Genomic DNA, 24,099 nt, shown 5'->3' with positions numbered 1-24,099 from the left:
TTATGAAACCATCTCGATACATAAGACATATGTTTTTTGGACTCATATTTATCGTTGCAGCATGCAACAATGAGACTGAGCCAGTCCAAAATGAAGAATTGCATGACGACGAGGAAGTCAACGTAGTAGAGCTAACGGACGCACAAATAGAAAATGCGGGACTTTCTTTTGGCACTGTTGAAAAGAAGCAGATCAGCGGAACAATTAAAGTAAATGGAGTACTCGATGTTCCTCCTCAGCAACTTGTTTCCATCTCCGCGCCGTTAGGAGGTTTTCTTAGTAGTACTGAATTGCTGGAAGGATCGCGGGTGAAAAAAGGGCAAGCGATTGCTAAAATTGAAAACCTCGACTTTATTCAAATACAACAAGATTACCTTGAGGCCAGAAGTAGCTTTCAATTTGCAAAGTCAGACTATGAACGTCAACAGGAATTGGACAAGGAAAATGTAAACTCTCAAAAAACATTGCAACAGGCTAAGTCCAACTATTTAACATGGCAAGCAAAGTTTAATGGACTACACGAGAAATTAAAATTCCTCAATCTGAACGTCGCATCAATCGAGCAAGGCAATATCAGCAGTTCAATCGTTCTTAATTCTCCAATTAATGGATATGTTACCGAGGTAAATGTAAATATTGGCAAGTATGTTAATCCTACGGACGTCTTGTTTGAAATTGTTGATACTGAACACTTACATGCTGAGTTGATCGTGTTTGAAAAAGATGTTCCGAAGCTTAAGATTGGACAGAAAGTTCGCTTTACACTTGCAAACGAGACTGAGGAAAGAATGGCAACGGTATACTTGATTGGTCGCGAAATTAATGAGGACCGTACGGTTCAGATTCATTGTCACATTGACAAGGAGGATAGTGAGTTACTTCCCGGTATGTATTTGAACGCATTAGTTGAAGCCGGCGGCGCGTTAGTTCCTGCTTTGCCTGTAGAGGCGATCATTGACTATCAAGGAAAGAAGTACGTGTTTTTACTTTCTGACAAACACGCTCAGGGGCCGGGGGAAAAAAAGGGTCACGTGAGCACTGAAAAAAAACACGATGAAGAAGGTAAACACTTCGAGATGGTGCCAGTGGAGATTGGAAACAGTGAGCTTGGATATACTGAAATCACTTCGTCAGATGTAATTAATAAAAACGCAAAGGTGGTTATTAAAGGTGCATATGCATTGTTGTCAAAGATGAAAAACAGCGATGACGAAGGAGGTCATGCACATTGATGATGAAGTAGCAATTGAAGATGCTTTTACTTGCAATGGCGTGCGAAGTAATTTTGACTCGACAAATAATTATGTAATAGTAATTTTTCCGGCCAAAGTTTAAAGAATCAAATTGGATTTGTATGAAAACTAATTGGACAATGCCAGGAGGGTTATATGTAAACTACTTGAAAGAGCTGCAGTTGCATTACAAATATTTAGAGAACGATAATTTCTCTATGGGTGGAGGCAATTGGAGCGGGCTCATATTTTGGCGCAACCTTGGGCAGTTCAGCATACGGAAGTTCATTGGTTCATGTTGAGGTTTGGCTTTAAAATCAAAAACTGGCGTGAGATCGTCGGGCAGATTCCAAGGTTGTTAGTTGGCGGAGTAAAATCTTTTGTTGGAAAAATTCCTGTTGGAAATACGGGGGGCGTTAACGTTCCTCCATTGCAGCCAATGGAAATACCAGAGGATATCAAAGAGATGATGAAACAGTATGTTAAACTCTGATACGTTATCCATTATAGCCGGCAGCCTGGTATTAAGCGTGTTGCACGCCTTGATCCCCAATCATTGGTTGCCTGTATTAGCAATTAGCAGAAAGGAAAATTGGACATTAAAACAAACAACTTCTGTGACATTTATTTCCGGGTTGTCGCACGCGTTGAGTACGGTGATAATTGGGTTGATCATCGGTTTGCTTGGCGTGAAGCTAGCCGGGAATATCGAAGACTTTACACATATCCTTGCGCCGGTCATTCTTATTAGCCTTGGTATCTTTTACATCTACCAGCATTACCGTCATAAACACTTCCATGTTCACCTTGAAGTCAAAACTGTTTCAAAGCAAAAAATAATAGTGACGTTGGCAATAGCAATGTTCTTTTCGCCATGTTTTGAAATTGAAGCTTACTTTCTTTTGGCTGGCACGCATGGTTTGACGCAAGTGTTTTTGCTTGCTCTGTTCTATACAGTTGTGACTGTCACGGGAATGGTAGTCTGGGTGAGGCTGGCTTTTAAAGGATTACTCAGCCTCAACTGGCATGCACTGGAACACAATGCAGGAATTATCACAGGGGTTACCCTTGTCATAACAGGATTGATATCATTCATCTTTCATTAATAACATGGAAAAGACAGATAAAACCATTACCGCCCCAAAAGCAAAGCAAACGCTTCAGGAGAATGCATTAGCAAAGGGCCATAGTGAGAACGATGGTCATGATCATGGCAGCGAAGATGGGCACGATCATGGAGGCATCGCCCGGAAAGAAAGGCCCGCATGGCAGGAGCATTGGGACCTCTTGCTTTCATTAGCGATTCTTGCCGTGCTACTCGTTTTGGAATATGGCTTTGGTTACAAGCTTCCGAACATGTTAGCCCTTGCCGTAAATGCCATCGCTTATCTGCTGGCAGGTTGGAATGTTTTAAGAATGGCTTTCAGGAGACTTAAGCGTGGAGACGTATTCAACGAATTCGTGCTCATGAGTGTCGCAACCTTAGGGGCGTTTTATATTGGAGAGTATACAGAAGGCGTTGCCGTAATGGTATTTTATTCCATTGGTGAATGGTTCCAGGATTCCGCAGTAAGAAGAGCGAAGGCAAGTATCAAGGCCTTACTTGATATTCGTCCCGATGAAGTGACTGTGATGCGTGATGCAAAGCCAGAGGTGGTCAATCCTTCGAAGGTTTCGTTGGGCGAAATCATCCAAGTTAAGCCCGGAGAAAAGGTCGCACTTGACGGTGAGTTGATATCAAAGCAGTCGTCCTTTAATACAGCAGCCCTAACCGGAGAAAGCAGGCCAGACACAAAATACAAAGGAGAACAAGTGCTGGCAGGTATGATAAATTTAAATACCGTATCAGAAATAAAAGTTACGGCACTTTTTACGGATAGCAAGCTTAGTAAGATATTGGAGATGGTGCAGGATGCTACTGCACGGAAGTCGCAAACACAGCTTTTTATTTCACGTTTCGCCAAAGTTTATACACCGATTGTTTTTTTTCTGGCATTGGCACTGGTTGTTGGTCCTTATTTCTTTGTCGAGAATTATATTTTTAATGAGTGGTTATATAGAGGACTGGTCTTTCTGGTAATCAGTTGCCCTTGTGCTTTAGTTGTGTCTATTCCATTGGGATATTTCGGTGGAATTGGTCTGGCATCAAGAAACGGGATTCTATTTAAAGGAGGAAATTTCCTGGATGTAATGACGAAAATAGATACCGTCGTTATGGATAAAACCGGCACCCTGACGAAAGGTGTTTTCAAAGTTCAGAAAATAAGAGCAGAAGGAATAAATGAAAATGATCTTATAAGGATTACCGCCGCGCTCGAAAAGAATTCAACGCATCCTGTAGGAAAAGCCGTTGTAGAATTTGCAGGCGATAAAATTGGAAATACGGTATCCAGTGATGTTGAGGAAATCGCAGGACATGGATTAAGCGGTGTAGTTGACGGTAAAGAAGTATTAGCTGGAAATCTTAAACTTTTAAAGCGTTTTAAAATTACTTACCCGTCGGAGATCGAGCAGGAAGTTGATACGATTGTTGTGGTTGCTATTGATAACAATTACGCTGGCCACATTACAATCGCTGACGAGATCAAAGAAGACGCTGAACCAGCGATCCGAAATATGCATAGCCTCAATATCAAGACGGTAATGCTTTCAGGAGATAAGCAATCTGTTGTAGACAAAGTAGCAAAGGAACTTGGTATCGACGAGGCTTATGGAGATCTCCTGCCCGAAGGAAAGGTCGAAAAGGTGAAACTTTTGAAAGAAGAAGGTAGACACATTGCTTTTGTTGGTGATGGCGTTAACGATGCGCCGGTAGTGGCGCTTGCTGATGCAGGGATTGCCATGGGTGGACTTGGAAGTGATGCAACTATTGAAACAGCAGATGTTGTAATTCAAAATGATCAGCCTTCAAAAATCGTTGCGGCCATCAGGGCTGGTAAAATTACACGTAGTATCGTTTGGCAAAATATCATTCTTGCTATGGTTGTAAAAGCAATTGTACTGGTTCTCGGTGCAGGAGGTGTTGCAAATTTATGGGAAGCTGTAATTGCCGACGTCGGAGTTGCATTGCTGGCGATACTCAATGCAGTTAGAATTCAAAGAATGAAGATTTAGAACCAAGAATATTTTATGGTAACACAATAAACCGATTATTCAGTTTGTTTTTATGCGGCTAATATATAATGGCAATACCTCCACCTAAGCCCATATCACTGTCGTAATGGCTGGATAGGGCAAGCCATTTGCTTACTACATATCTCAAACCTATTGCATATTCTTTATCGGTATTCCACATGAAATTTCCTCTTAAACGCCTGGTAAGCGGTATATCTTCCCGTCCCAACTGGAAGCGAAATTTCCCATCTCCATCTACCCTGATATCGGCTACTACAAGCATGGGTAAGGTATATTGCACACCCACAACAAAAGTTTTGCGGTCGTTTTTATTGCTTATCTGCCCGAATGCATTTTTTTCTATTTCATCGCCCACTTTTGCGTAGTGATAGTCGAACCCTATATAGGGAAACAACCATTGCATCTTTCCCAGGTAGCGTCCAAAATTTACTTCTACTTCCCGTCCGTTTTCGGGTGTTAGCCCCAAGTGCCATAAACCCTGCAATTCGTACCGGTTGCCCGATACCATAAAGGTCGCATCGCTGCCATTGCTTTCCAGTCCTATAGCAGCCGAAGGATGTATCATTTGTTCGCTGCGCTTAAATTTCCTGAAAGCTTCTTTCTTGTCGGGCAATTGTGGATTGGGTGGCGAGTTCTGATAGCTTAACACATTGCCCATACCTGCCATCATGTGGTATAAAATGTGACAATGGAAAAACCAGTCGCCGTCTTTGTTGGCCGCAAATTCCAGGGTATCCGTTTCCATCGGCATAATGTCTATCGTATTCTTAAAAGGCGCATATTCACCTTGTGCGCCCAACACCCGGAAGTCATGTCCATGTAGGTGCATGGGATGGCGCATCATGGAATTATTGGTAAGAACAATGCGTACTTTTTCGCCCTGCTTAATCAGGATTTTATCCCATTCGCCTAAAGTTTTGTTGTTGATGGACCATACATAGCGGTTCATGTTTCCTTCCAGCGTAAAGTGCAAAACTTTGGTTGGCACATCCGGCAGTGTTGTTTTCACCGGCGAACGAAGCATGGCATAATTAAGGGTTTTAATGTCTGTGCTACCGCTCATATCCATTCCCGGCATGTCATGCTGCATAGTCATGTTGTTTGTAGTATCTGTTTTGCCATCATCCATAGCCTTCATGTCGTGCATCTTTCCATCTGTAGCGGTATCCCCTTTCATTTCCTTCTTACCGTCATTGTTCATGCCGTGCATATCATGCATTCCATTACTGCTTTTTTCCTTTCCACTACCCGTAATTTCAGGATACATTACTGAGTTCATATCCATTTTTTGCAAGCTCATTTGCATGCCTGGCATTGGCTTCATATCGCCATTCATCTTCATCATCCCATTCATCATTTTCATGCCCTCGAAATACTTCAGTTTTGGCAATGTGGGTGCCGGCATTTTCATGCCGCTACCCAACCAAAGCGATGTATGGCCTGTACGGTCTTCGGGTGTGGACCGGAATTCATAACTCATATCATCAGGGATCGTTACGATTACGTCATACGTTTCAGCAACCCCAATTATTAAACGATCTACTTCCACCGGCTCTACATCATTACCGTCATTAGCGATTACGGTCATTTTTCCGCCTGCATATTGCAGCCAGAAATAAGACGAAGAGCCCCCGTTCACCACCCGCAACCTTACTTTTTCGCCAGCCTTAAACTGGGGCGCTTCTGCTTCAGGCTTGCCATTGCTCAAAAATTTTTCGTAGTAAACATCACTCACATCCATTGCATTCATGCGCTTCCATTCATTGGCTAATTTTGTAGTGAAATGTCCTTTGCCAATGGCTTCTCCATAACTTTGCACAGTTCCTTTCTTAATGGCATACCAGTCGTTAGCCGACCTTAACCTGCGTTGAATCTGATGTGGGTGTTCGTCCGTCCAATCGCTTAAAACCAACGGTACTTCAGCCGTATACGGTTTGTCTGTCTTCATCCCATTACTGCTTCCATTCACCGCGTCTTCCCTGCTTTTAAATATCAACGCTCCGTAGGTGCCTATCTGTTGCTGCAAACCCGAATGGGAATGATACCAGTATGTGCCATTTTGTGAAATTCTAAATTTGTACAAATGCGTAGTGCCACCGGGGATTACCGAAGTGGTTAAGAACGGAACTCCATCCTGTTCGTTGGGTAAAATGACGCCATGCCAGTGAATCGATGACTCAACTTTCAGCCTGTTGTGCAAGTAAATTTCAGCCGTATCGCCTTCAGTAAAAATGAGTGGCGGTGCAGGAATAGAACCATTCACTGCAAGCCCATGTCTGTGCTTGCCGGTGTAGTTTACCATCGTATCGGTGACGTATAAATCATAGCGAACGGTTTTGCCAGGATTTACAATTACTTCTCCGCCAATCTGGGTAGCTGCATCCGCTGCGGAATGATCCATATCCGTATTGTCGTGCATGTTATGCATACCATCCATTTCTTTATCAGAAGGCATGGTATCTCGGGGCTCTTTAAGCTGCTCCTGTGTTTTAAGTATGGATTTTTGCTGCCCCGTTTCTGTTGTCGTTTCGACCAATGTCATTCCGCATTTGGGACAGTTACCTGGTTTATCCATCTTCACTTCGGGATGCATCGGGCAAGTGTAGACTTGTGTTTGTGTTTTCTGTGCTTGCATATCCATTGGACATCCGAAAAGCAAAATGAATTGCACTGCGAGGAGTAATATCTTTTTCATGTATTTTACTCTGGTGTGAGATGGTGGCAGTCTGTAAAAAAAAACAAGGTCTACTAATTGATGGTTTCTACCACATTCCCGCAAGTAAGCATGGCATGGCCGTAATAAGGGTTCTGGATTGTTTTGCTATCACTGAGCCAGGAGGTTTTATTCATGGGACAATAGGTTTCGTAAGCAGGGTTTGCACCCAGCTTCACTGCCTTTGCCAGTGTAATCATGTTGGTGGAAAGCCGGGCAAATTGCTCCCGTTGCTTTTTGAGGTCAGTCGTTTCTGATATCGCCCCTGCATCTTTTAGTAAAGCATGGATGTTGCCTTCCGATATTATTTTGTAATCAATACCGTTGGCTGCTTTTACAAATTCTAAGGCGCTTGCAGAAGCTTTCCCGGAATTGCCTGCTACCAACGCATCCTTAATTCCATAGTAGGAACTGAGTAGTTGCGGAAGTTGTGTTTTTACCTCTATTGTACTGTGCTGAGCAATACTGTTTTGCTGTAACGCAGTTGCGAGGATGGCAACTATTAAAATTATCTTTCTCATTTGAATTTGATTTTGATGTATGTATGACAACTACAGACATGGCAATACTATCGCCAGGTTATTTCATCAAGTCAAATTACGAATGACTGAATTGCTATGCGAATGTCTGGTATGGGTGGATGAAAACTTCGATGCTCGAAATCGCATGGGACAAAGGGCCGGTTCACCGGGATCGTCCCGATAGATAAGCTTAGTAGCAGCGACACTATAATGATTAACGCCTTGCTTTTTGTGTACCATTACTTTTCAAAGTACTGTTTCATATAAAGGTAACCCTTGCGAACTTTATCGCAAGGGTGCTTTTAAATATTAAGCGTGTTCCGCCACCATCTTTCTACATTCCTCTGCGCAGGAACGGCACTCTTCGGCGCAGCGCTTGCAATGCTCCGCTTCGTGCTTTTCGCATTCCTCAGCGCAAGCATCGCATATTTCCGCGCAGGCATTACAAAGTAAAGAGGCATAGTCACCTCCTATAGACATTAACTCAGCCGCTGATCTGCATACAGAGGCGCATTGCCTGTCAAGCTCGATACAGCGGACCATCATTTTCACATCTTCTTCGCGCAAACATTCGGTGGCACAGTGTTCACATTCTATTGCACATGCTACGCATGCATCAATACAGCTTTGAAATTTTTCGTGACTCATTTAATTTAATTGTTTAGGTGCAATATTTATTTACCGTGACTGCTAAGCCATTCTTTCAATTGTCCGATTTCATTCTCGGAGTGAGATTTTATTTTCTCTGCAATGTTTTTAATTTTCTGATCCTTGCCATGTGTGATAACAGCGTTTGACATTTCGATTGCGGACTGGTGATGTGGAATCATCATCGTTGCAAAGTCATGGTCAACATTGTTAGTCATCTTCATATTTTTCATCTCCGTTTCCATTCCCTCCATTGCTTGTTTCATCTCGCTAGAAAAGGCGTTGCCTTCCTCGCTTGTGGATGAACCCGATCCTTGATCATGGGCTGCATGTGATTGATCGTGACTATCGGATTTTGCATGTGAGCGCAGTTGTTGCTGTTCTTTAGATTGTTTGTCAAGAATATTTTGCGCCAGCATTTTTATTTTTTCATCTTTCCCTGACTTCACTAATATCTCTGACATATCAATTGATCCCTGATGATGTTCTGCCATCATCATTGCAAAGTCGTGATCAGGATCTCCACTCATCTTCATGGATTTCATTTTCTGCATCATCTTGTTCATTGCCGCATGCAGGTCTTCGTTTATCGCTACGAAAGCCGAACAAAAACATATGACTAGAAAAGCGAATACAATATTTATGTGTTTCATTATCATGTCGTATTAATACTTTTTACTTTTTAATAGTTTTTATTTTGTAAAAGCCAGTTTTGAAGGTCTTTAATTTCTTTTGACTGGTCGTCAATCATTTTGGCTGCCATTTCCTTCAGTTCGTCATGATGACCGTGATGTAGAAGTGACTGAGCCATGTCCATGGCACTTTGATGGTGGTTAATCATGAGTATTGCCATATCATGATCTGTATCGCCTGTTAAAACTTCCAGATCAGAATTTCTATCCATTCGCTCCGTTGTCTCCATTGCTTCCATTCCCCACATTTCACCTTCTTCGGAGGGAGCTACTGTGTGATTATCAAGAAAACTTTGCAATTCCTGAATTTCAGATTGCTGCATATCTATCATGGTTTGCGCTATAGCTTTTATGGTTGCATCATCACCTTTTTCGATTTCTTTGTTGCCCATATTGATGGCCCCTTGATGGTGCATTTTCATCATCATGGAGAAGTCATGATCCGCATCGCCGGTCATTTGCATAGCGCTCATTTCTTCACTCATATCATGCATTATTGACATCATTTCATTTTTGTCGTGAGGCTGGGTTTCTAATCCTTTATCGTCGTCATCACATCCGGCAAATGTAATTGCACAAAAGAGCGCAAGCAGATATATAATAGTTGCTTTCATTTTCTTATAAATTAAGTTGTTGATAAATGTTATCAGAAACTATTTCGTCAATCTTTATGCCTAAAGCGATCCTGCGATAAGTAGCAACTACATACAAATATCCCAGCAAGTGCGTACAATTCACTGTGGCGTATCTAAAAATACTGACGTACGGTGGGGTTCTAATTCAACAGTTAGGAATGTAGGAACATGAGCTACTTAAGCAATATCGATGGATTAATACCAAACATCGAAACGAATGTTCTATTGAAATGAGCAGCGTCCGTAAAGCCCGCTTCTTTTGCTGACGACTTTATATTTTTGTTTGTAGTCATACCATGTAGTGCTTTTTTAATACGACACCAAAGAACATACTGCCTGATTGTGATTCCAATTTCTTTTTTGAAGAGATGAATTAATCTACTTTCGGATAACGAACACAAGTTTAAGAGTTCCGCAAATTTGACATCAAAATTTGTAGACCATTTGATATAATTGAGTACTTTTTCGATTCGTCGATCAATAATTAGGTCATAGCTATTTGACATATCCCTATGCAACAGCGTCTGCACCACAGCATTTTTTATTTCCCCTTCAGTAAAATGGTTCTCTAAAGAATAAATTAGAAAATTAATGAGCTTGTTTGTGATAACGTTTTCAAATTTCAAGACGGTAACATTGTTAAAAAGTCCGTGGATATGCTGCCCAATGTCTGTTTCAGGATCTATAAAGATCCATGCGCATAGGCAATTACAGCTTTTTAATTCATGAATTGTATTTGGCTTTATTATTAGTGCTTTGGACTTTATTATTTTATGACCTTGTAAAACTGAAATGGGTTCTGTAGAAATAATAATTTTAAAGGCATGATTGGAATGGATCTTCGCAGACAGACCATAACCATAAATCATAAATAGATCGTTATATACTTTTAGATAATTTGAAGTATTGCTCACAACTACTGTTTGAATTTTAACATTTGCGCATTTATCGCCACGACAATGGTACTTACGCTCATGAGTACAGCACCCATTGCAGGGGTAAGCATAACCCCGGCGTTGTATAGAATTCCTGCAGCTAACGGGAGTGCGATAATATTGTATCCTGTCGCCCAGGCGAGGTTCTGCATCATTTTTCGATAGGTACCTTTACCAAACAAGATCAGATTGGCAACATCTATTGGATTGCTATTCACCAGGACAATATCAGCTGTTTCTGCTGCTATATCAGATCCAGAACCAACAGCAATTCCGACGTCAGCTTGAGCAAGTGCCGGAGCATCGTTTACACCGTCACCTGTCATAGCAACGTACTCGCCTTTTGCCTGAAGCTCTTTGATCTTTTCCAATTTCTGATGCGGAAGCACCTCAGCAATAAATCCATCCATGTTAAGCGTATCGCTTACCGCCTTCGCGACTTCTTTATTATCTCCTGTTAGAAGAAGGGTTCTGATACTTTGTGATTGAAGGATCTTAATTGCCTGTGCAGATTCGGGGCGGATCTCATCCGCTAAAGCAATATAGCCAGACACGGCTCCATCAACCAGTACATATACCGTTGTTTCAGCTTTTGAAGCCAATTGTTTTGTGACCAATTTGTTTTCTTTCAGATAGCCAGGACTTACAACCATTACATCTTTTTCATTTACGACTGCTTGAATTCCCTTTCCAGTAATGGCTTTAAAGTCTGTTAAAGGCGGTATCTGTTGGTTCAACTCTTTAGATTTCCTTAAGATGCCCGTGGCGATCGGGTGTTCAGAGTTGGTTTCAAGTGCGGCAGCGAGCATTAGTATTTCTTCTTTCGTATATTTCGGATCAAGCGATTCAAACCTGACCACATTAAATTCACCACGCGTCAGTGTACCCGTCTTGTCGAAAACCAAAGTGGAAATCTTGCGAGAATTTTCGAACGCAGTTCTATCCTTAATTAAAAGTCCACTTTGTGCTGATATCGCAGTCGACTTTGCAACAACCAGAGGCACAGCCAGACCTAAAGCATGGGGACAGCAAATCACTATTACTGTAACCATGCGTTCCATGGCAAATGCCAGATCTTTACCAATTGCGAGCCATGTAACAAAGGTTGCAACACCGGCAATCAAGGCGATAATCGTTAACCACTTCGCCGCCTGATCTGCTAACAACTGTGTTTTTGATTTTGCATTCTGCGCATCCTGAACCAACTTGATGACTTGAGCGAGGTATGAATCTTTGGTGCCATGCGTTACCTTCACTTTCAATGAACCCTCTCCATTGATGGAACCGGCAATGACCTTTTCGTTTTTTTCTTTTTCAACCGGCTTCGATTCCCCGGTTAACATTGATTCATTCAAATAACTTTTTCCTTCAACGATCTCGCCATCTGCGGCGATTTTTTCTCCCGGCTTTATTAGTATAACATCGCCCGCTCTTAGAGTGTCGGTTTTAACATCCATAATGTGATCGCCATGAACGAGGTGGGCATCTGCTGGCATTAGCTGTACTAGTAATTCCAACTCGCGTGAAGCGCCCATAATGGACTTCATCTCTATCCAATGGCCAAGGAGCATAATGAGAATAAGGGTCGCCAGTTCCCAAAAGAAATCCATTCCTTCAAGGCCAATTATGATCGCCACGCTATATACGTAGGCTACTGTAATTGCTACTGCCACGAGCGTCATCATTCCAAGAGATTTGGATCTTATTTCGTTTACAAATCCAGTCAGGAATGGCCATCCGCCGTAGAAGAAAACGACTGACGACAAAATGAGCAGTAAATAGTTCGAACCCGCAAAAGACCAATCAACGTTTATCCAATGCTGTATCATTGGAGAAAGCGCCATAATAGGCAGGGTCAACGCGAGCACTATGTAAAACCGCTTTTTAAAATCATCAATCATACCTGCATGATGTGCATGTCCACCGGCGTCTGTATGCTCATGTCCATGCATTTCATCTTTGGTCATTTGGGATGGTTGATCATGCATACCATGACTGTGCTTCGTCTCCTCTTTTGCTGACTGCTTTACCGGAACGAGATTCATTCCGCACTTTGGGCACTTTCCTGGAGCATCCTGGATTACCTCGGGATGCATTGGGCAGGTATATTGTTGTTGGTGTTCGTGAGCCATAATTTCTAATTGAGTTGAATGTCCAATTTCACTTTCACTTTCTCCCAGCTCATACTGATCGCAGCGTTGAAATCGGCTGCATCGGAAATGCTGTATTTTAGCCTTTCCTGTGTTTCTTGCAATGCTTCCGGTGTTACTTCTATTCGAACCACATCGTCTTTCGCATCGTAATCATCGGTCAGGTGCTGCTTCCAATTCTTATTGATAATCAACGTCCATCGTTCTTTACCGGGAATGGTAAAGAAGGCATATTTGCCAGCGGGCACTTTGACGTTGTTGATCTTGATGTCTTTGTCAAACTCAAGAGAGGTTGCGGAATGCGCACCGGTTACCCACACTTCGTCATAAGGAACAAGACCGCCCCAAATAGTTCTTCCGCGGACTGCCGGGGCATGATACGCCATCATGAAATGGACACCGCCAATTTGTGCATGTTCTTCCTTCGGGATGCTCTTCGTAACTGTGTCAGCGGGAGTCTCGGTCTTAGCTTCCCCATTGTGCTCATGTGCCGTATTTTCCTTCTGACTTTGACAAGCTGATATTAAAAGGGTCAATCCAATAGGAATTGAAAGTAAGTACTTCATGGTTTATTGGTTAGTGTTTCGCCGGATGGACTATGTAAGTATTGGGTAAAGGTTTCTTTCGATTCAAAGTAAAGCACCTTGCCATCCTTTTTTGGATTTAGCCCGATGAATGCAGAAGCTTTGTCAATTTTTCGTTTTGTAAGAGGATCAATCGCAAACCTGAGTTCTTGCTTGTTTAGGAGATCTTGGGTTGCCTTTGCATCACAACCATAGTAGGTTTTGTTAGAAAGAGCGACTGTAAGAGTAGGGTAGTCGCCTTGGTAAATATCATCAACCATGCAAATCTTATTGTGAGCGATGGTGTCCTTCTCAGGCGGTAGTGAAGCAAGGTACTGGTCTTCGTCTTTGACGTGTTCGCCCCCGGTTCGCGTTGACATATAGGCAATGACTGCAAAGCCAGCACCCAGGAAGACAATTGCAAGAATATTAATAAGCCACTCCTCTACCTTGCCTTTCTTCCTCGCAATTTTTTTAACCGTTTTGTTGGCTCCACTCTTCTTCATTGATCTCCATTTTATCATTGAATCGTTTCTTTAACTGATCCGCACTTGAGCATGGCATCACCGAAGTATGGATTATTGATTTGCTTTTCATTTGAAAGCCAATATGCTCCGTCGTTATTATTAGCCATGGGACAATACTCCAGATAGATAGCTCCCATCGTCAGCTTCGAGGCTTTCACCAGTGATGTCATTTCGTTGCTAAGGGTTGAGAATTCCTTCCGTTGGTCCTCGAGATCAGTTGTGGCTGCAATCTTAGAGGCAGATTCCTTTGCTTTTTTAGAGTTATTCAAAGAAGTCAAAGACTTTTGTAGTTCTGATGCGGCCTTCTTTGCTTCGTCTGATTTAGAAGCTACAAGCGCGTCCTTCAAGTGGAGATAGTGGGAGTATGCCGTTCCGATTTTTTCGTCTTTGAACATTACATGTGCTTGTGCCTGGTCTTTACTGTCACCGTGTGCTGCGTGATCGTGTTGCGCATAAGCTCCGAAGCTCACCAGAGCAACAAGAGCAATCATTATTGTTTTTTTCATAGCCATTTTGTTTTATCGGTTTTAGATTATTTTATAATTAAGCATCATGCCATCGTCTTCGTGTTCAAGATTGTGGCAATGAAATACGAAGACACCGGTGTAGTCCGGGAATGTCATAATCAATTTGACTTTCTCGCCAGGCATCAGAAGGATCGTATCCTTCCAACCTTTCTCCGAGGCAATTACTTTGTTTCGACCACCAATTCTTTCCAATACCTGAAACTGAACTCCGTGGATGTGCATCGGATGAATTTCGTCTCCTGCTGAATTGTCGAACTCCCATATCTCTGTTGTTCCAGCCGAAACAGTTTCGTCAACACGATCCATTTCGAATATCTTGCCATTGATCGAGTGTCTTCCCATTCCGCCATGGCCACCCTCACCACCAATCGTCTGAGCGATGTCGATTATCCGGGTCTTCACTGATAGACTGGGATTTAAAGGATCAAGGTTAGACAGTGTTGAAGGCAAGGTGAAATTGGAATTTTGAGTTCTGTCAACTTTAAATTTCAGTAAGCTGAAACTCTGTCTTCCCTGCACGTTGTACTCACTGAACTTATTGCTTACTAAGTAGATTTCTTTACCAACTTCAAGACCATTGAAGTCGATGAGTACGTCTATGCGCTCACCTGGGCCAAGTAGAATACTGGAAACTGTTTCGGGTGATGCCAACAGACCTCCATCTGATCCGATGATGATCATTTGCTTTCCTCCGGTCAATCCGAGATTATAAACTCTGGCGGTAGAGCCATTAAGTATGCGCAGTCGATACCATGTTGATGCGACACTGATAAATGGAGCGTGTTGTCCGTTTACCAATATCTGTTCACCAAGGTATCCCGTCATGATCTCGTCATCATTCGGTGAGTATTCAAGATTGTTCCCTTCAAAGTGTTTGTCCTGAAGAATGATTGGTACTTCAAATTCACCAGATGGAAGGTTCAGAGCAGCTTCTTCAGGATCATTTACGATGAACATTCCTGCGAGTCCCATAAAGACTTGCTTTGCTGTCAAGCCGTGGGGATGGGGGTGATACCAATAGGTTCCTGCACGTTGAATGATTGGAAGCGAATAATTTAATGACCCACCCGCTGATGCAACATCTTTTGGATGTCCGTCCATATTTTCAGGAAGGATGAGTCCGTGCCAGTGAATATTGGTTTCTTCTGAGAGACTATTTTGCAGAGACACGTTAACAGTTTCACCTGCGTTTGCCTTTATCGTTGGGCCCAACAAGCCGTTTGCATAAGAAAGCGTTGTGCTTGATCGACCCTTCAATAGTTCACCAACACTGAACTGGGCATTCAACGATGCACCTCCGTTGCTGACAGCAGGAATTGTAAGAGCCCGGTCAAACGAGCCTTCAACTATCCAGTTAGGCTCACCGATCATATCTTCCTCTGTATGACAAGCGCTTAATATTGAAGAACCAGCCCAGGCCGTAAGAGCAGATAGGGTAGACCGTTTTATGAAGTCTCTGCGTTTCATATTTTAGATTATTACTTCAATTTTTCTTTTACAGATCCACAGGTGAGCATCTTATCACCGAAGTAAGGATTCTTGATTTGTGCCTGATCACTCAACCAGTATGCCCCTTCGTTATTGAAGGCCATAGGACAGAACTCATAGAACGCTTCTTTTCCCCCAAGGCCAAATGCCTTGACACTTTTATATAGATTGTCAGACAGGTTGCTGAATGCTTTTCTTTGCGCTTCGATATCGGTGCTTGCCTGGATTTCCTTCAGTGAGCTTTGGATTGGAGAGAGATAGTTCATCCAATCATTGTGCGCTGCACCTGAGACAAGTTTCATATCTACTTTGGCTAATGCTTCATCCGTTTGTTTCGCTTCGTCTTTAACTTTGCTCGCGTCAGAGGCGACAAAGGCGTCCTTCAATTCAACATAGGATGTAAAAACACTTGCAAGCTGATTCTGAAAACTTGCATCAACTTGGAATTGAGGTTCACTGGCTTCGGCAGCAGCCGTAGATCCAGAAGCATGTTCAGCAGTATCTTTCGCGGTTTGCTCCTCATGGCCTGCGTGATCATCCTCTTTTTTGTTTCCCGAACAATTTGCGAGGAAAGTGAATGCTGCTGCACTTAGTAGCAGCGAGTAGAACATTGATCTGATTTTCATTGTATACATGTTTAAGTTATTACTAGTTTAAATTGACTCCATGTGATAAAAAGCAAGAGCACTATAATGACGAGGTATATCACTCTCGATTTCCACTTTTGCCATTTTGATGGCGTTTCAAAAGCATCTTTACAACACTCTTTCATAGTATTAATGCGTATGACCTGCCATCGGGTCTGTTCCCTTTTTCAAAATTATTTCACTGTATAACAGGTATGCCCCGGTTATAGCAACTGTGTCACCTTCGTTTAATCCTTCGGTGATTTCAACCTTCTCAAAGTCTTCAATTCCTGTCTTCACCATTTGTGGTCTGAAGGTGTTATGGCCTCTTTGCACATAGACATGGGTTCCTTTGCCATCGCGGATTACTGCATCAACTGGTAAGGATAAAGCTTTCTTGTTTGAGTGGCTGAAGAATACCTGAGCTTGCATGCCGGGCTTGAATGACAGGGTTGGGTTTGAGACTGAAGCTCTCATTGACATAATCTGTGTGTTGGCGCGAAACTCGGGACTGAAAAAAGTCACTATTGCTTCAACTGGCTGATTTTCGAACCCACTGACTCTTACATTGATTTTATCTCCAACCTTTGCAACCGTGGCTTCATTGGGATAGAGATCAGCTTCAAGCCAAAGATTGGATATGTTCTCAATCCGGATTAATGCTCCGCCCTCAGAAACATACTGGCCTTCAGAAACCGAGATCTCTGTGACTATACCCGATGCGGGAGAAAGGAATGTGATTCGGTTCTGTACATTCTTATCTTTTGCCAAATTTTCAACCTGGGAATTGGTCAGTCCGTATAGCAGCAGCTTTCTCCTTGCTGCATCGAGAAATGATTTGTATCGCGTTTCGGTTGAACCAAGTGCATCATATTGCTCTTTAGCCAGAAGGAATTCCCGTTGAAGAGTAAGTAAGGTTTCGCTGTACAATTCATAGAGAGGTTCACCCTTTTGAATGGTGCGTCCAGTTTCTTTTACAAACAGTTTTTCGACTCTCCCGGCAGCCCTGCTGCTAACGACCTGCGACAGGTCTTCATTTTCTACGAGCTTGCCATTTACAACAACAGTTTGACCGATGGATTGAATGGAAACCTTTTGTGTCGTGATGTTAGCGAGTTTTATCTGGCTGTCAGTTAGCATCAGGTCATCTGTTGTTGCAGTCGTGTTGGCTGTTTTAGGCACGAGATCCATTCCGCAAACAGGACATTTGCCCGGTCCATCCTGAACAACATTTGGATGCATAGGACAGGTATATTTTGTAGTAGTGCTTTCTTCCTTGGCAACATTATGCGCTGCATGTTCATCTGTCTGCTTTTCCTGTGAACAAGCGAAGAGGGTTACAGCAATCGCTGATATGATTAAAATGCGTTTCATCTTATTTATTTGTTTTGATGAAGCTTTCGCTATCGACTAAGTATTGCGCATTGATGGCAACTTCATCTGATGATGAAAGGCCTTGCTTGACTTCTATCTGATTTTCAGTGCGTACGCCAGTCACTATTTTCTTCGGCTTGAAGACATTCTTCTCTTTGATAAAAACTACGTCTTCGTTCCCGAGGTCAAGCACTGCTTCTTTAGGTACCCATAATGCCTCAACTGAGCCACTCTCGATCACAGCTTTCACGAAGTGGCCGATATGCAGGCGATCTGTATTTTTTGTATAGACTCGAACAGTTAGAAATTCCTGCCCCTCGTTGAAGAATGGCTGGACGAAGTCAATCGTACCATCATCGCTGTGCTGATCACCGAAGTCAAGCATTACTTTCCCGCCTTTCTTTACGGATCCGGCAAGGGTTGAAGCAATGTTCAGTTCAACGCGCAACGCGGAAGGGTTGACAATTTTGAATAGTGTCTGACCAGAAGATACATAGCTTCCCTCACGGACAAGAGCATCGCTTGCTATTGTTGTAGAACCACCTGATGCAGCTGGTGATGAAGTGTTCGTACTTCCACCCATTCCGTCATTCATTCCGCCAGCTGATGTTGAAGCACTTTGGCTAGTCATTGGGGCCGCAGGTGTTTGCTGCGAGTCGGAGATTATATAACCATCATATGGACTATAAATGGCAAATGTGTTTTTTGGCTCTTTGCTTTCAATGAGGCTATTGATTTGGGAATCATTCACCCCTAAAAGTTTCAAGCGGTCTTTCGCACTTTGAATGAGTGTCTGATTCTCTGAATCATTTTCTAATAAAAAGATCAATTCCCGCTGAGCTGTCAGTAGTTCGGGGCTATAGATCTCTGCGACTTTCTGCCCCTTCCGCACTTGCTGAAAAGCATATTTGAGAAACACCTTTTCAAGACGCCCGCCAATTCGGGTCGGAATCGTGTAAATGTTTCTGGTATCGTAAGTGACTACTCCCTGAGCTTTTGTCGAAACAGGCATTGATTTGTATTCGCCTTTGATTGTTTTGATTGAGGCGATGACAGTTTCGTTGGGTGACTTAAGGAGTTTGGAAAGCTCCTCTGTAATTTCCACTTCTTCACCCGCGCGTGCTTTCCGCACAAGATCCATCCCGCACACAGGGCAGGTACTAGGCCTGTCCGAAATAACCGTTGGATGCATGGGGCATGTGTATGTGTCAGCATGCTCTGCGTGCTCTCCGCCTTTGTTACAGGAAGCGACCAATGCAAGTATTACCACCAGCATTGTTGCGAGTAGTAAACTATTTCTCCAATTCCTTTTCATAAGTCACAATCATGTTAAAGTACTCCTGATTTTTTTCGATAAATTCCATTTGTGCCATGTTCAATGCTTCCCACCCATCGATTACAATAGGAAGCTGTTCGCGGTTTTCTTCGTAGGCCAGCATCAGCGTTTGGTAGTTTTTCCTCAATGCCGGGATGATCTTGGTTTCATAGTTCTGCAGTTGTTGTTTCATCCGTGCCAGTTGGGAGGCCATGCCTGCAAGCATTCCTCGTGTTTCGATTAGAATTGCTTCACGCCCTTTTTTCATCGCCTCGATGTCATATTGCATCCCTTTCACTTCCGACTTGTACATTTTGGATGACCATGGAGCGATAGGAATTGAAACCATTGCCATTGCCGTGAACTGAGTTGGCATATTTCCAATCGGCTGCATGTGATCAAATCTTATCTTGAAATCAGGCCTTGACTGATAGCGTTGTAATTGTTGATTCAACCGCATCACCTCAATGGTTTTATCGATCTGCTTGATATCGCTGCGTTGTGTGCTAAGCGCTGCCGTATCGTAAATCACTTGGTTCGGTTGATAGGTTATTTGGGTGGCTGTATCAATCATGATTTGTGTTTCGACCGGAAGGTTCATCAGGCTTTTTAGTCTATACGAACTTTCTTCAATGGACCCATTAGTCATCTGTATCATGTTCTGAACTTCACTGAGTCTGCCTTCCGCTTTGTAAATATTCCCAAGACTTCCCTGATTGTATGGATACCGGATTCGGGCGAGTTTGAGCATTAGCTCCATAATCCGCTCGTTTTCTCTAAGGATGTTCAGCTTCTCTTCAGCGATTAACCATTGGTAATACATCGCTTTCGCTTCGCTTCTCAATTGGTTGAATTGTGCGGAGCGGTTCTGAACTTCAACCGATGCTTTTGATGAAAGGTATTTACGGTTTGCGTTGAGCTTAGACGGATTTGTGATCTCTTGCTCAATCGAAAACATCCAGGCCCCTTTGTCTCTCTCGTCCATCAACATTTGGTTTGCATAAGGCGTCATGAATGTCCCTGCACCAACCATTGGAGCCATCAAGCTTCTTGCGCCCTGAGCATATGTGTTGAGAGCTTTGACTTTGTTGTCGTATTCCTGCAACATCGGGTTTTGTTTGTCAATGAGGTGCAGTACACTGTCCAGCGTAATCACTTGGGCGCTAGCAAATGCGATAACGCCCAGCCAGAATCCTGTAAACAAGAAAGATATCTTAATGCTTAACTTCATATACTTCGAGTTTTCCGAATTTTCTTAGTTCATATTCTTTTGTCATCAGAAAGATGAGTGGCGTTACAAGCAAGATGTGCGTAGATGAGGTGAGTACACCACCAATCATGGGAAGCACAATGGGCTTCATCACATCGCTGCCAACACCTGTTGCCCACAACACTGGGATCAAACCAAATAGAGCCACGCATACAGTCATGATCTTTGGTCTCAAGCGTTTCGCAGCACCAGCTATCACGTACTCCCGCAATTCGTCACGCGTAATTGTTTCACTTGAATTGCCTTTTAATTTCACAAGCTGCTGCATTGCGTCATTTAGATAAATGACCATCACGACACCTGTCTCTACAGCAATACCAAACAATGCAATAAAGCCAACTGCAACGGCCACTGAGAGATTGACACCGTAGAAGTACACCATGTATGCGCCACCAATAAGCGCGAAGGGCACTGTGATAAGGCTGAAGAATGCTTCTCTGACAGAGTGAAATGCAAGGTAGAGCGACACGAATATGATAAGAAGCACTACAGGCAGAATGACCATCAGCGTTTGCTTTCCGCGAATTAGATTTTCATATTGACCACTCCACTCCAGGTAGTAACCGTTTGGAAGTCCGCCAAGGTTTGTATTTAGTGTTTCAATGGCTTCCTTCACGGTGCTCCCCATGTCACGGTCTCTTACGTTAAACAAAACAGCGCCACGCAACAATGCATTTTCAGATACGATCATTGGAGGGCCATTCTCAAATTTGATATCCGCTACAGACGAAAGAGGAACAGTTCCAAGCGAAGGAGTCTTCACCGGAATGCGCTTTAATTGCTCAATGCTATTTCTATAATCTTGCGATAGGCGCACACTGATTGTGAAGCGCTGACGACCTTCGATTGTTTGACCAATGGGACTACCGCCAATAGCGGATTCCACGATCATATTGACATCATTCACGCTTAGCCCATATCTACCTAATGCATCTCTGTTAACATCGATCGTGAGATATTTTCCTCCGGTAACAGGATCAACATACAAGTCTTTTACTCCCGGAACACCAGCAAGAGCAGCTTTTACCCGTTCAGAAACTGCAGCAATGCTATCCAGATTTTGTCCGTAAACCTTGATACCGACATCAGTTCTGATTCCGGTGGCGAGCATGTTAATCCTGTTGATGATTGGCTGAGTCCATCCGTTCACTACTCCAGGAATCTGCATCTTGGCGTCTAGCTCGTTGATGATGTCACTTTTAGTAACGTTTTCCCGCCATTCCGATTTTGGTTTCAGCATAATGATTGTTTCTATCATGCTGATTGGAGAGTTGTCGGTTGCAGTGCTCGCCCTACCCGCTTTGCCTAATACTTTACCAACTTCAGGAACAGACTTAATAATCTTATCCTGAACCTGGAGAATTCTTTTTGCCTCTTCATTGGATACATCTGGAAGTGTTACCGGCATGAAAAGGATTGACTGCTCATCCAATGGTGGCATAAACTCACTCCCAAGACTTAGCAACAACGGTATGCTAATCACCAACGCCAGGATGTTCACTCCAATAGTTGTTTTACGCCACTTCATGCAACTGCGGATAATTGGCTCATAAATCCTTTCAAGGAATCGGTTAATTGGATTATGCTTTTCGTCTCTGAACTTTCCCTTCATAAAAAAGGAAATGATGACCGGTGCAAGGGTCACGACCAATATCGCGTCTACGAGCATGATGAATGTCTTCGTGAAGGCCAGCGGGTGAAAGAGTTTTCCTTCCTGGCCCGTTAGCATAAACACCGGAAGGAATGAGGTTATGATGATGACCGTTGAATAGAACACACCACGCGAAACCTGCTTAGATGATTTCTCGATGATCTGAAGCCTTTCGGCATCATCTATTTTGTTATATTTTTTTCTAGAGAAAAGTTTCATACGTTAATGGTTACTTGTCATCCGGATTTAATTCTGAATAACGATGGGACAGATTCTTATAAGAGTTCTCCGCCATAATAATTCCGTTATCGACAATTACCCCGATGGCTAGGGCAATTCCGGTTAATGACATGATGTTGGACGTAACGCCAAAAGCATTAAGCAGAATAAAGCTTGTGGCTATGGTGATTGGAATTTGAATGATGATGCTGGCGGCACTCCTCCAATGAAATAGAAACATGATCACTATTATCGAGACCACGATCATTTCTTCGATCAGTGTTGTTTTGATTGACGATACAGATTCTTCGATCAAAAGGCTTCGATCATAAACGATATTGAATTTAACTCCTTGAGGAAATCCTTTCGCAACCTCTTCCATTTTCTTCTTCACCGCTTTGATCACTTCGTCTGCATTCTCACCATAGCGCATTACAACTATTCCTCCCACGACTTCACCTTCACCGTCCATGTCAAAGATGCCGAGACGTGTTTCTCCCGTCATTTGTACGGTAGCTATGTCACTAACTTTAACTGGAACGGTGTTGACTGTTTTTACAGCAATGTTTTCAATCTCATTGACAGACTTCAGATATCCCGTTGTCTTGATGATGTATCCGATGTCGCTTTGCTCGAACTTCCTTCCGCCCGCCTCATTATTATTGGCGCGGATAGATTGGATGACTTCTTGCGCTGATAGACCGTAATAGTTCAATTTGTTGGGGTCAACGGTGATTTGATATTGTTTTTGAAAGCCACCAAATGATGCGAGCTCACTCACGCCTTGAACATTTTGAAGTGCGAACTTTACATACCAGTCCTGGATAGCGCGTTGCTCCCCAAGATCCATTCCGGGTGCATCAAGGGTATACCACAAGATATGACCAACGCCTGTTCCATCCGGACCAAGTGTGGGAGTGACGCCTTCGGGTAAGAGTCGGGTAGCATAATTGAGTCGCTCGAGAACACGTTCGCGGGCCCAGTATACTTCAGTGTCATCGTCGAAGATGACGTAGACGAAGCTCATTCCGAACATCGAAGCGCCACGTACATATTTAACCTGAGGGAGACCCTGGAGGTTTGTAACAAGTGGATATGTCACCTGGTCCTCTATAATCTGAGGACTGCGGCCCATCCATTCTGTAAAGACGATCACCTGATTTTCGGACAGATCAGGTATCGCATCAATTTTATTTACTTTCACCGAATAGACTCCCCAGGCGAATAACCCAATGGCAACCAGCAGCACTAAGAATCTATTTCGAAGAGAGAAAGATATTAGGCTTTCAATCATGACTTAAAATGAAGAATGTGAAAAGGGAATTACTGTTATCGCTAAGGCAAAGTCACGATTACGCTAAAGCTTCATCGGGCAAAGCGATTACACGAAGAGCAGGTTGCCCTTCAAAACGAATGGATGAATCAGATTAAGAAAACTTGATGCTCGACCGTAAGATCACAAGATCGCAAAGGTGGATCGTAGTTGTAGTATTTGAATTGCGCAATTGGCGAAGCCGGAATGATCTCAGAAATCAGGACCATTGGTTGCTCGATGTCAACAGGAGAAGGGGCAACGATATGAATGTGTTCGATTGAGCCTTTGAAGTCAGTGCCCTCGTGAATGACAGTTTCATCTTCGCAGCACGCAGGCTTCATATGTTTATGGCAAGCCGGCAAAGCTTTTTCTTTCTGGCAGCTGTCAGCCTTTCCAAACAGCGCAATGTTTTGAACTTCCCCCATACAAATATGCATACCGACCATGAAGCTGGTAGATGAAACCAGCACCACGATGGCTAACAATACGGCTGATATGAAACGGATTGGCTTCATTTGATACCCAAATCTAACGCAATTCTTGGGTTTTAGATTTATACTTTA

General features: G+C 43.1%; 23 protein-coding genes. 5 read left to right on the top strand and 18 right to left on the bottom strand.

Features of this window, described 5'->3' with window-relative positions; genetic code table 11:
• Nucleotides 1-2: 2 nt before the first annotated feature.
• From P2W71_RS25565 to P2W71_RS25550, 5 genes are all read left to right on the top strand, one after another.
• A complete protein-coding gene (locus P2W71_RS25565; RefSeq protein WP_276374263.1) occupies nt 3-1,232 on the top strand; it encodes an efflux RND transporter periplasmic adaptor subunit in 1,230 nt (409 codons plus the stop codon).
• 122 nt (nt 1,233-1,354) lie between these two features.
• Nucleotides 1,355-1,534 carry a hypothetical protein gene (locus tag P2W71_RS28675; RefSeq protein WP_346659980.1) on the top strand — a complete coding sequence of 60 codons (180 nt, stop codon included), beginning with the start codon at nt 1,355-1,357 and terminating at the stop codon, nt 1,532-1,534.
• Nucleotides 1,465-1,725, top strand: a complete 261-nt coding sequence (locus P2W71_RS25560; RefSeq protein WP_346659973.1) for a DUF3703 domain-containing protein — start codon at nt 1,465-1,467, stop codon at nt 1,723-1,725. The genes P2W71_RS28675 and P2W71_RS25560 overlap by 70 nt, the downstream gene beginning before the upstream one ends.
• Entirely contained in the window at nt 1,712-2,338 is a 627-nt protein-coding gene (locus P2W71_RS25555; RefSeq protein ID WP_276374262.1) for a hypothetical protein, read from the top strand. The genes P2W71_RS25560 and P2W71_RS25555 overlap by 14 nt, the downstream gene beginning before the upstream one ends.
• 4 nt (nt 2,339-2,342) lie before the next feature.
• Entirely contained in the window at nt 2,343-4,346 is a 2,004-nt protein-coding gene (locus P2W71_RS25550) for a heavy metal translocating P-type ATPase (RefSeq protein WP_276374261.1), read from the top strand.
• Between the two features lie 58 nt (nt 4,347-4,404).
• Here the strand turns inward: P2W71_RS25550 and P2W71_RS25545 are convergent, their stop codons facing one another.
• The 18 genes from P2W71_RS25545 to P2W71_RS25460 all read right to left on the bottom strand — a co-directional run bounded on the left by P2W71_RS25545 (nt 4,405) and on the right by P2W71_RS25460 (nt 24,051).
• Nucleotides 4,405-7,062, bottom strand: a complete 2,658-nt coding sequence (locus tag P2W71_RS25545; RefSeq protein ID WP_276374260.1) for a multicopper oxidase domain-containing protein — start codon at nt 7,060-7,062, stop codon at nt 4,405-4,407.
• A gap of 53 nt (nt 7,063-7,115) precedes the next feature.
• Nucleotides 7,116-7,601, bottom strand: coding sequence for a DUF3347 domain-containing protein (locus P2W71_RS25540; protein WP_276374259.1), 486 nt, complete (start codon nt 7,599-7,601; stop codon nt 7,116-7,118).
• A 309-nt stretch (nt 7,602-7,910) separates the two neighbouring features.
• A complete protein-coding gene (locus P2W71_RS28670) occupies nt 7,911-8,081 on the bottom strand; it encodes a four-helix bundle copper-binding protein (RefSeq protein WP_346659979.1) in 171 nt (56 codons plus the stop codon).
• 194 nt (nt 8,082-8,275) lie between these two features.
• Nucleotides 8,276-8,902, bottom strand: a complete 627-nt coding sequence (locus P2W71_RS25530) for a DUF305 domain-containing protein (RefSeq protein WP_276374257.1) — start codon at nt 8,900-8,902, stop codon at nt 8,276-8,278.
• Between the two features lie 29 nt (nt 8,903-8,931).
• Nucleotides 8,932-9,555, bottom strand: a complete 624-nt coding sequence (locus P2W71_RS25525) for a DUF305 domain-containing protein (RefSeq protein ID WP_276374256.1) — start codon at nt 9,553-9,555, stop codon at nt 8,932-8,934.
• Between the two features lie 194 nt (nt 9,556-9,749).
• The gene (locus P2W71_RS25520; protein WP_276374255.1) at nt 9,750-10,490 is read right to left on the bottom strand and encodes an AraC family transcriptional regulator; all 741 of its coding nucleotides are present in this window, start codon (nt 10,488-10,490) and stop codon (nt 9,750-9,752) included.
• 2 nt (nt 10,491-10,492) lie between these two features.
• Nucleotides 10,493-12,643: a copper-translocating P-type ATPase gene (locus P2W71_RS25515; RefSeq protein WP_276374254.1), complete on the bottom strand. Its 2,151-nt coding sequence runs from the start codon at nt 12,641-12,643 to the stop codon at nt 10,493-10,495.
• A gap of 5 nt (nt 12,644-12,648) precedes the next feature.
• Nucleotides 12,649-13,227: a DUF2911 domain-containing protein gene (locus tag P2W71_RS25510; protein WP_276374253.1), complete on the bottom strand. Its 579-nt coding sequence runs from the start codon at nt 13,225-13,227 to the stop codon at nt 12,649-12,651.
• Complete coding sequence (locus P2W71_RS25505; RefSeq protein WP_276374252.1) at nt 13,224-13,730, bottom strand: hypothetical protein; 507 nt, start codon at nt 13,728-13,730, stop codon at nt 13,224-13,226. The genes P2W71_RS25510 and P2W71_RS25505 overlap by 4 nt, the downstream gene beginning before the upstream one ends.
• A gap of 14 nt (nt 13,731-13,744) precedes the next feature.
• A complete protein-coding gene (locus P2W71_RS25500; RefSeq protein ID WP_276374251.1) occupies nt 13,745-14,257 on the bottom strand; it encodes a DUF3347 domain-containing protein in 513 nt (170 codons plus the stop codon).
• A 21-nt stretch (nt 14,258-14,278) separates the two neighbouring features.
• Nucleotides 14,279-15,745, bottom strand: coding sequence for a multicopper oxidase domain-containing protein (locus P2W71_RS25495; RefSeq protein ID WP_276374250.1), 1,467 nt, complete (start codon nt 15,743-15,745; stop codon nt 14,279-14,281).
• Between the two features lie 11 nt (nt 15,746-15,756).
• A complete protein-coding gene (locus P2W71_RS25490; protein WP_276374249.1) occupies nt 15,757-16,392 on the bottom strand; it encodes a DUF3347 domain-containing protein in 636 nt (211 codons plus the stop codon).
• Between the two features lie 150 nt (nt 16,393-16,542).
• Nucleotides 16,543-17,766: an efflux RND transporter periplasmic adaptor subunit gene (locus tag P2W71_RS25485; protein ID WP_276374248.1), complete on the bottom strand. Its 1,224-nt coding sequence runs from the start codon at nt 17,764-17,766 to the stop codon at nt 16,543-16,545.
• 1 nt (nt 17,767) lies between these two features.
• On the bottom strand, nt 17,768-19,081 hold the full coding sequence (locus tag P2W71_RS25480; protein ID WP_276374246.1) for an efflux RND transporter periplasmic adaptor subunit: 1,314 nt from the start codon (nt 19,079-19,081) through the stop codon (nt 17,768-17,770).
• Complete coding sequence (locus P2W71_RS25475) at nt 19,059-20,312, bottom strand: TolC family protein (RefSeq protein WP_276374245.1); 1,254 nt, start codon at nt 20,310-20,312, stop codon at nt 19,059-19,061. Before P2W71_RS25475 ends, P2W71_RS25480 begins: the two co-directional genes overlap by 23 nt.
• Nucleotides 20,296-22,221: an efflux RND transporter permease subunit gene (locus P2W71_RS25470; RefSeq protein ID WP_276374244.1), complete on the bottom strand. Its 1,926-nt coding sequence runs from the start codon at nt 22,219-22,221 to the stop codon at nt 20,296-20,298. The genes P2W71_RS25475 and P2W71_RS25470 overlap by 17 nt, the downstream gene beginning before the upstream one ends.
• A gap of 10 nt (nt 22,222-22,231) precedes the next feature.
• Nucleotides 22,232-23,515: an efflux RND transporter permease subunit gene (locus P2W71_RS25465; protein WP_276374243.1), complete on the bottom strand. Its 1,284-nt coding sequence runs from the start codon at nt 23,513-23,515 to the stop codon at nt 22,232-22,234.
• A gap of 128 nt (nt 23,516-23,643) precedes the next feature.
• Complete coding sequence (locus tag P2W71_RS25460) at nt 23,644-24,051, bottom strand: hypothetical protein (protein ID WP_276374242.1); 408 nt, start codon at nt 24,049-24,051, stop codon at nt 23,644-23,646.
• Nucleotides 24,052-24,099 lie beyond the last annotated feature (48 nt).

Origin of the sequence: Chryseolinea sp. H1M3-3, from assembly GCF_029360725.1 — a bacterium.
Taxonomy (GTDB): domain Bacteria; phylum Bacteroidota; class Bacteroidia; order Cytophagales; family Cyclobacteriaceae; genus Chryseolinea.
This window is presented reverse-complemented; position numbering and strand designations above follow the sequence as displayed.

What these genes read in the sequence shown, in the direction of transcription:
- P2W71_RS25565 (WP_276374263.1), top strand. Translation starts at nt 3, where the DNA reads ATGAAACCATCTCGATACATAAGACATATGTTTTTTGGACTCATATTT.
- P2W71_RS28675 (WP_346659980.1), top strand. Translation starts at nt 1,355, where the DNA reads ATGAAAACTAATTGGACAATGCCAGGAGGGTTATATGTAAACTACTTG.
- P2W71_RS25555 (WP_276374262.1), top strand. Translation starts at nt 1,712, where the DNA reads ATGTTAAACTCTGATACGTTATCCATTATAGCCGGCAGCCTGGTATTA.
- P2W71_RS25550 (WP_276374261.1), top strand. Translation starts at nt 2,343, where the DNA reads ATGGAAAAGACAGATAAAACCATTACCGCCCCAAAAGCAAAGCAAACG.
- P2W71_RS25545 (WP_276374260.1), bottom strand. Translation starts at nt 7,062, where the DNA reads ATGAAAAAGATATTACTCCTCGCAGTGCAATTCATTTTGCTTTTCGGA.
- P2W71_RS25540 (WP_276374259.1), bottom strand. Translation starts at nt 7,601, where the DNA reads ATGAGAAAGATAATTTTAATAGTTGCCATCCTCGCAACTGCGTTACAG.
- P2W71_RS28670 (WP_346659979.1), bottom strand. Translation starts at nt 8,081, where the DNA reads ATGTCTATAGGAGGTGACTATGCCTCTTTACTTTGTAATGCCTGCGCG.
- P2W71_RS25530 (WP_276374257.1), bottom strand. Translation starts at nt 8,902, where the DNA reads ATGAAACACATAAATATTGTATTCGCTTTTCTAGTCATATGTTTTTGT.
- P2W71_RS25525 (WP_276374256.1), bottom strand. Translation starts at nt 9,555, where the DNA reads ATGAAAGCAACTATTATATATCTGCTTGCGCTCTTTTGTGCAATTACA.
- P2W71_RS25515 (WP_276374254.1), bottom strand. Translation starts at nt 12,643, where the DNA reads ATGGCTCACGAACACCAACAACAATATACCTGCCCAATGCATCCCGAG.
- P2W71_RS25510 (WP_276374253.1), bottom strand. Translation starts at nt 13,227, where the DNA reads ATGAAGTACTTACTTTCAATTCCTATTGGATTGACCCTTTTAATATCA.
- P2W71_RS25505 (WP_276374252.1), bottom strand. Translation starts at nt 13,730, where the DNA reads ATGAAGAAGAGTGGAGCCAACAAAACGGTTAAAAAAATTGCGAGGAAG.
- P2W71_RS25500 (WP_276374251.1), bottom strand. Translation starts at nt 14,257, where the DNA reads ATGAAAAAAACAATAATGATTGCTCTTGTTGCTCTGGTGAGCTTCGGA.
- P2W71_RS25495 (WP_276374250.1), bottom strand. Translation starts at nt 15,745, where the DNA reads ATGAAACGCAGAGACTTCATAAAACGGTCTACCCTATCTGCTCTTACG.
- P2W71_RS25490 (WP_276374249.1), bottom strand. Translation starts at nt 16,392, where the DNA reads ATGAAAATCAGATCAATGTTCTACTCGCTGCTACTAAGTGCAGCAGCA.
- P2W71_RS25485 (WP_276374248.1), bottom strand. Translation starts at nt 17,766, where the DNA reads ATGAAACGCATTTTAATCATATCAGCGATTGCTGTAACCCTCTTCGCT.
- P2W71_RS25480 (WP_276374246.1), bottom strand. Translation starts at nt 19,081, where the DNA reads ATGAAAAGGAATTGGAGAAATAGTTTACTACTCGCAACAATGCTGGTG.
- P2W71_RS25475 (WP_276374245.1), bottom strand. Translation starts at nt 20,312, where the DNA reads ATGAAGTTAAGCATTAAGATATCTTTCTTGTTTACAGGATTCTGGCTG.
- P2W71_RS25470 (WP_276374244.1), bottom strand. Translation starts at nt 22,221, where the DNA reads ATGAAACTTTTCTCTAGAAAAAAATATAACAAAATAGATGATGCCGAA.
- P2W71_RS25465 (WP_276374243.1), bottom strand. Translation starts at nt 23,515, where the DNA reads ATGATTGAAAGCCTAATATCTTTCTCTCTTCGAAATAGATTCTTAGTG.
- P2W71_RS25460 (WP_276374242.1), bottom strand. Translation starts at nt 24,051, where the DNA reads ATGAAGCCAATCCGTTTCATATCAGCCGTATTGTTAGCCATCGTGGTG.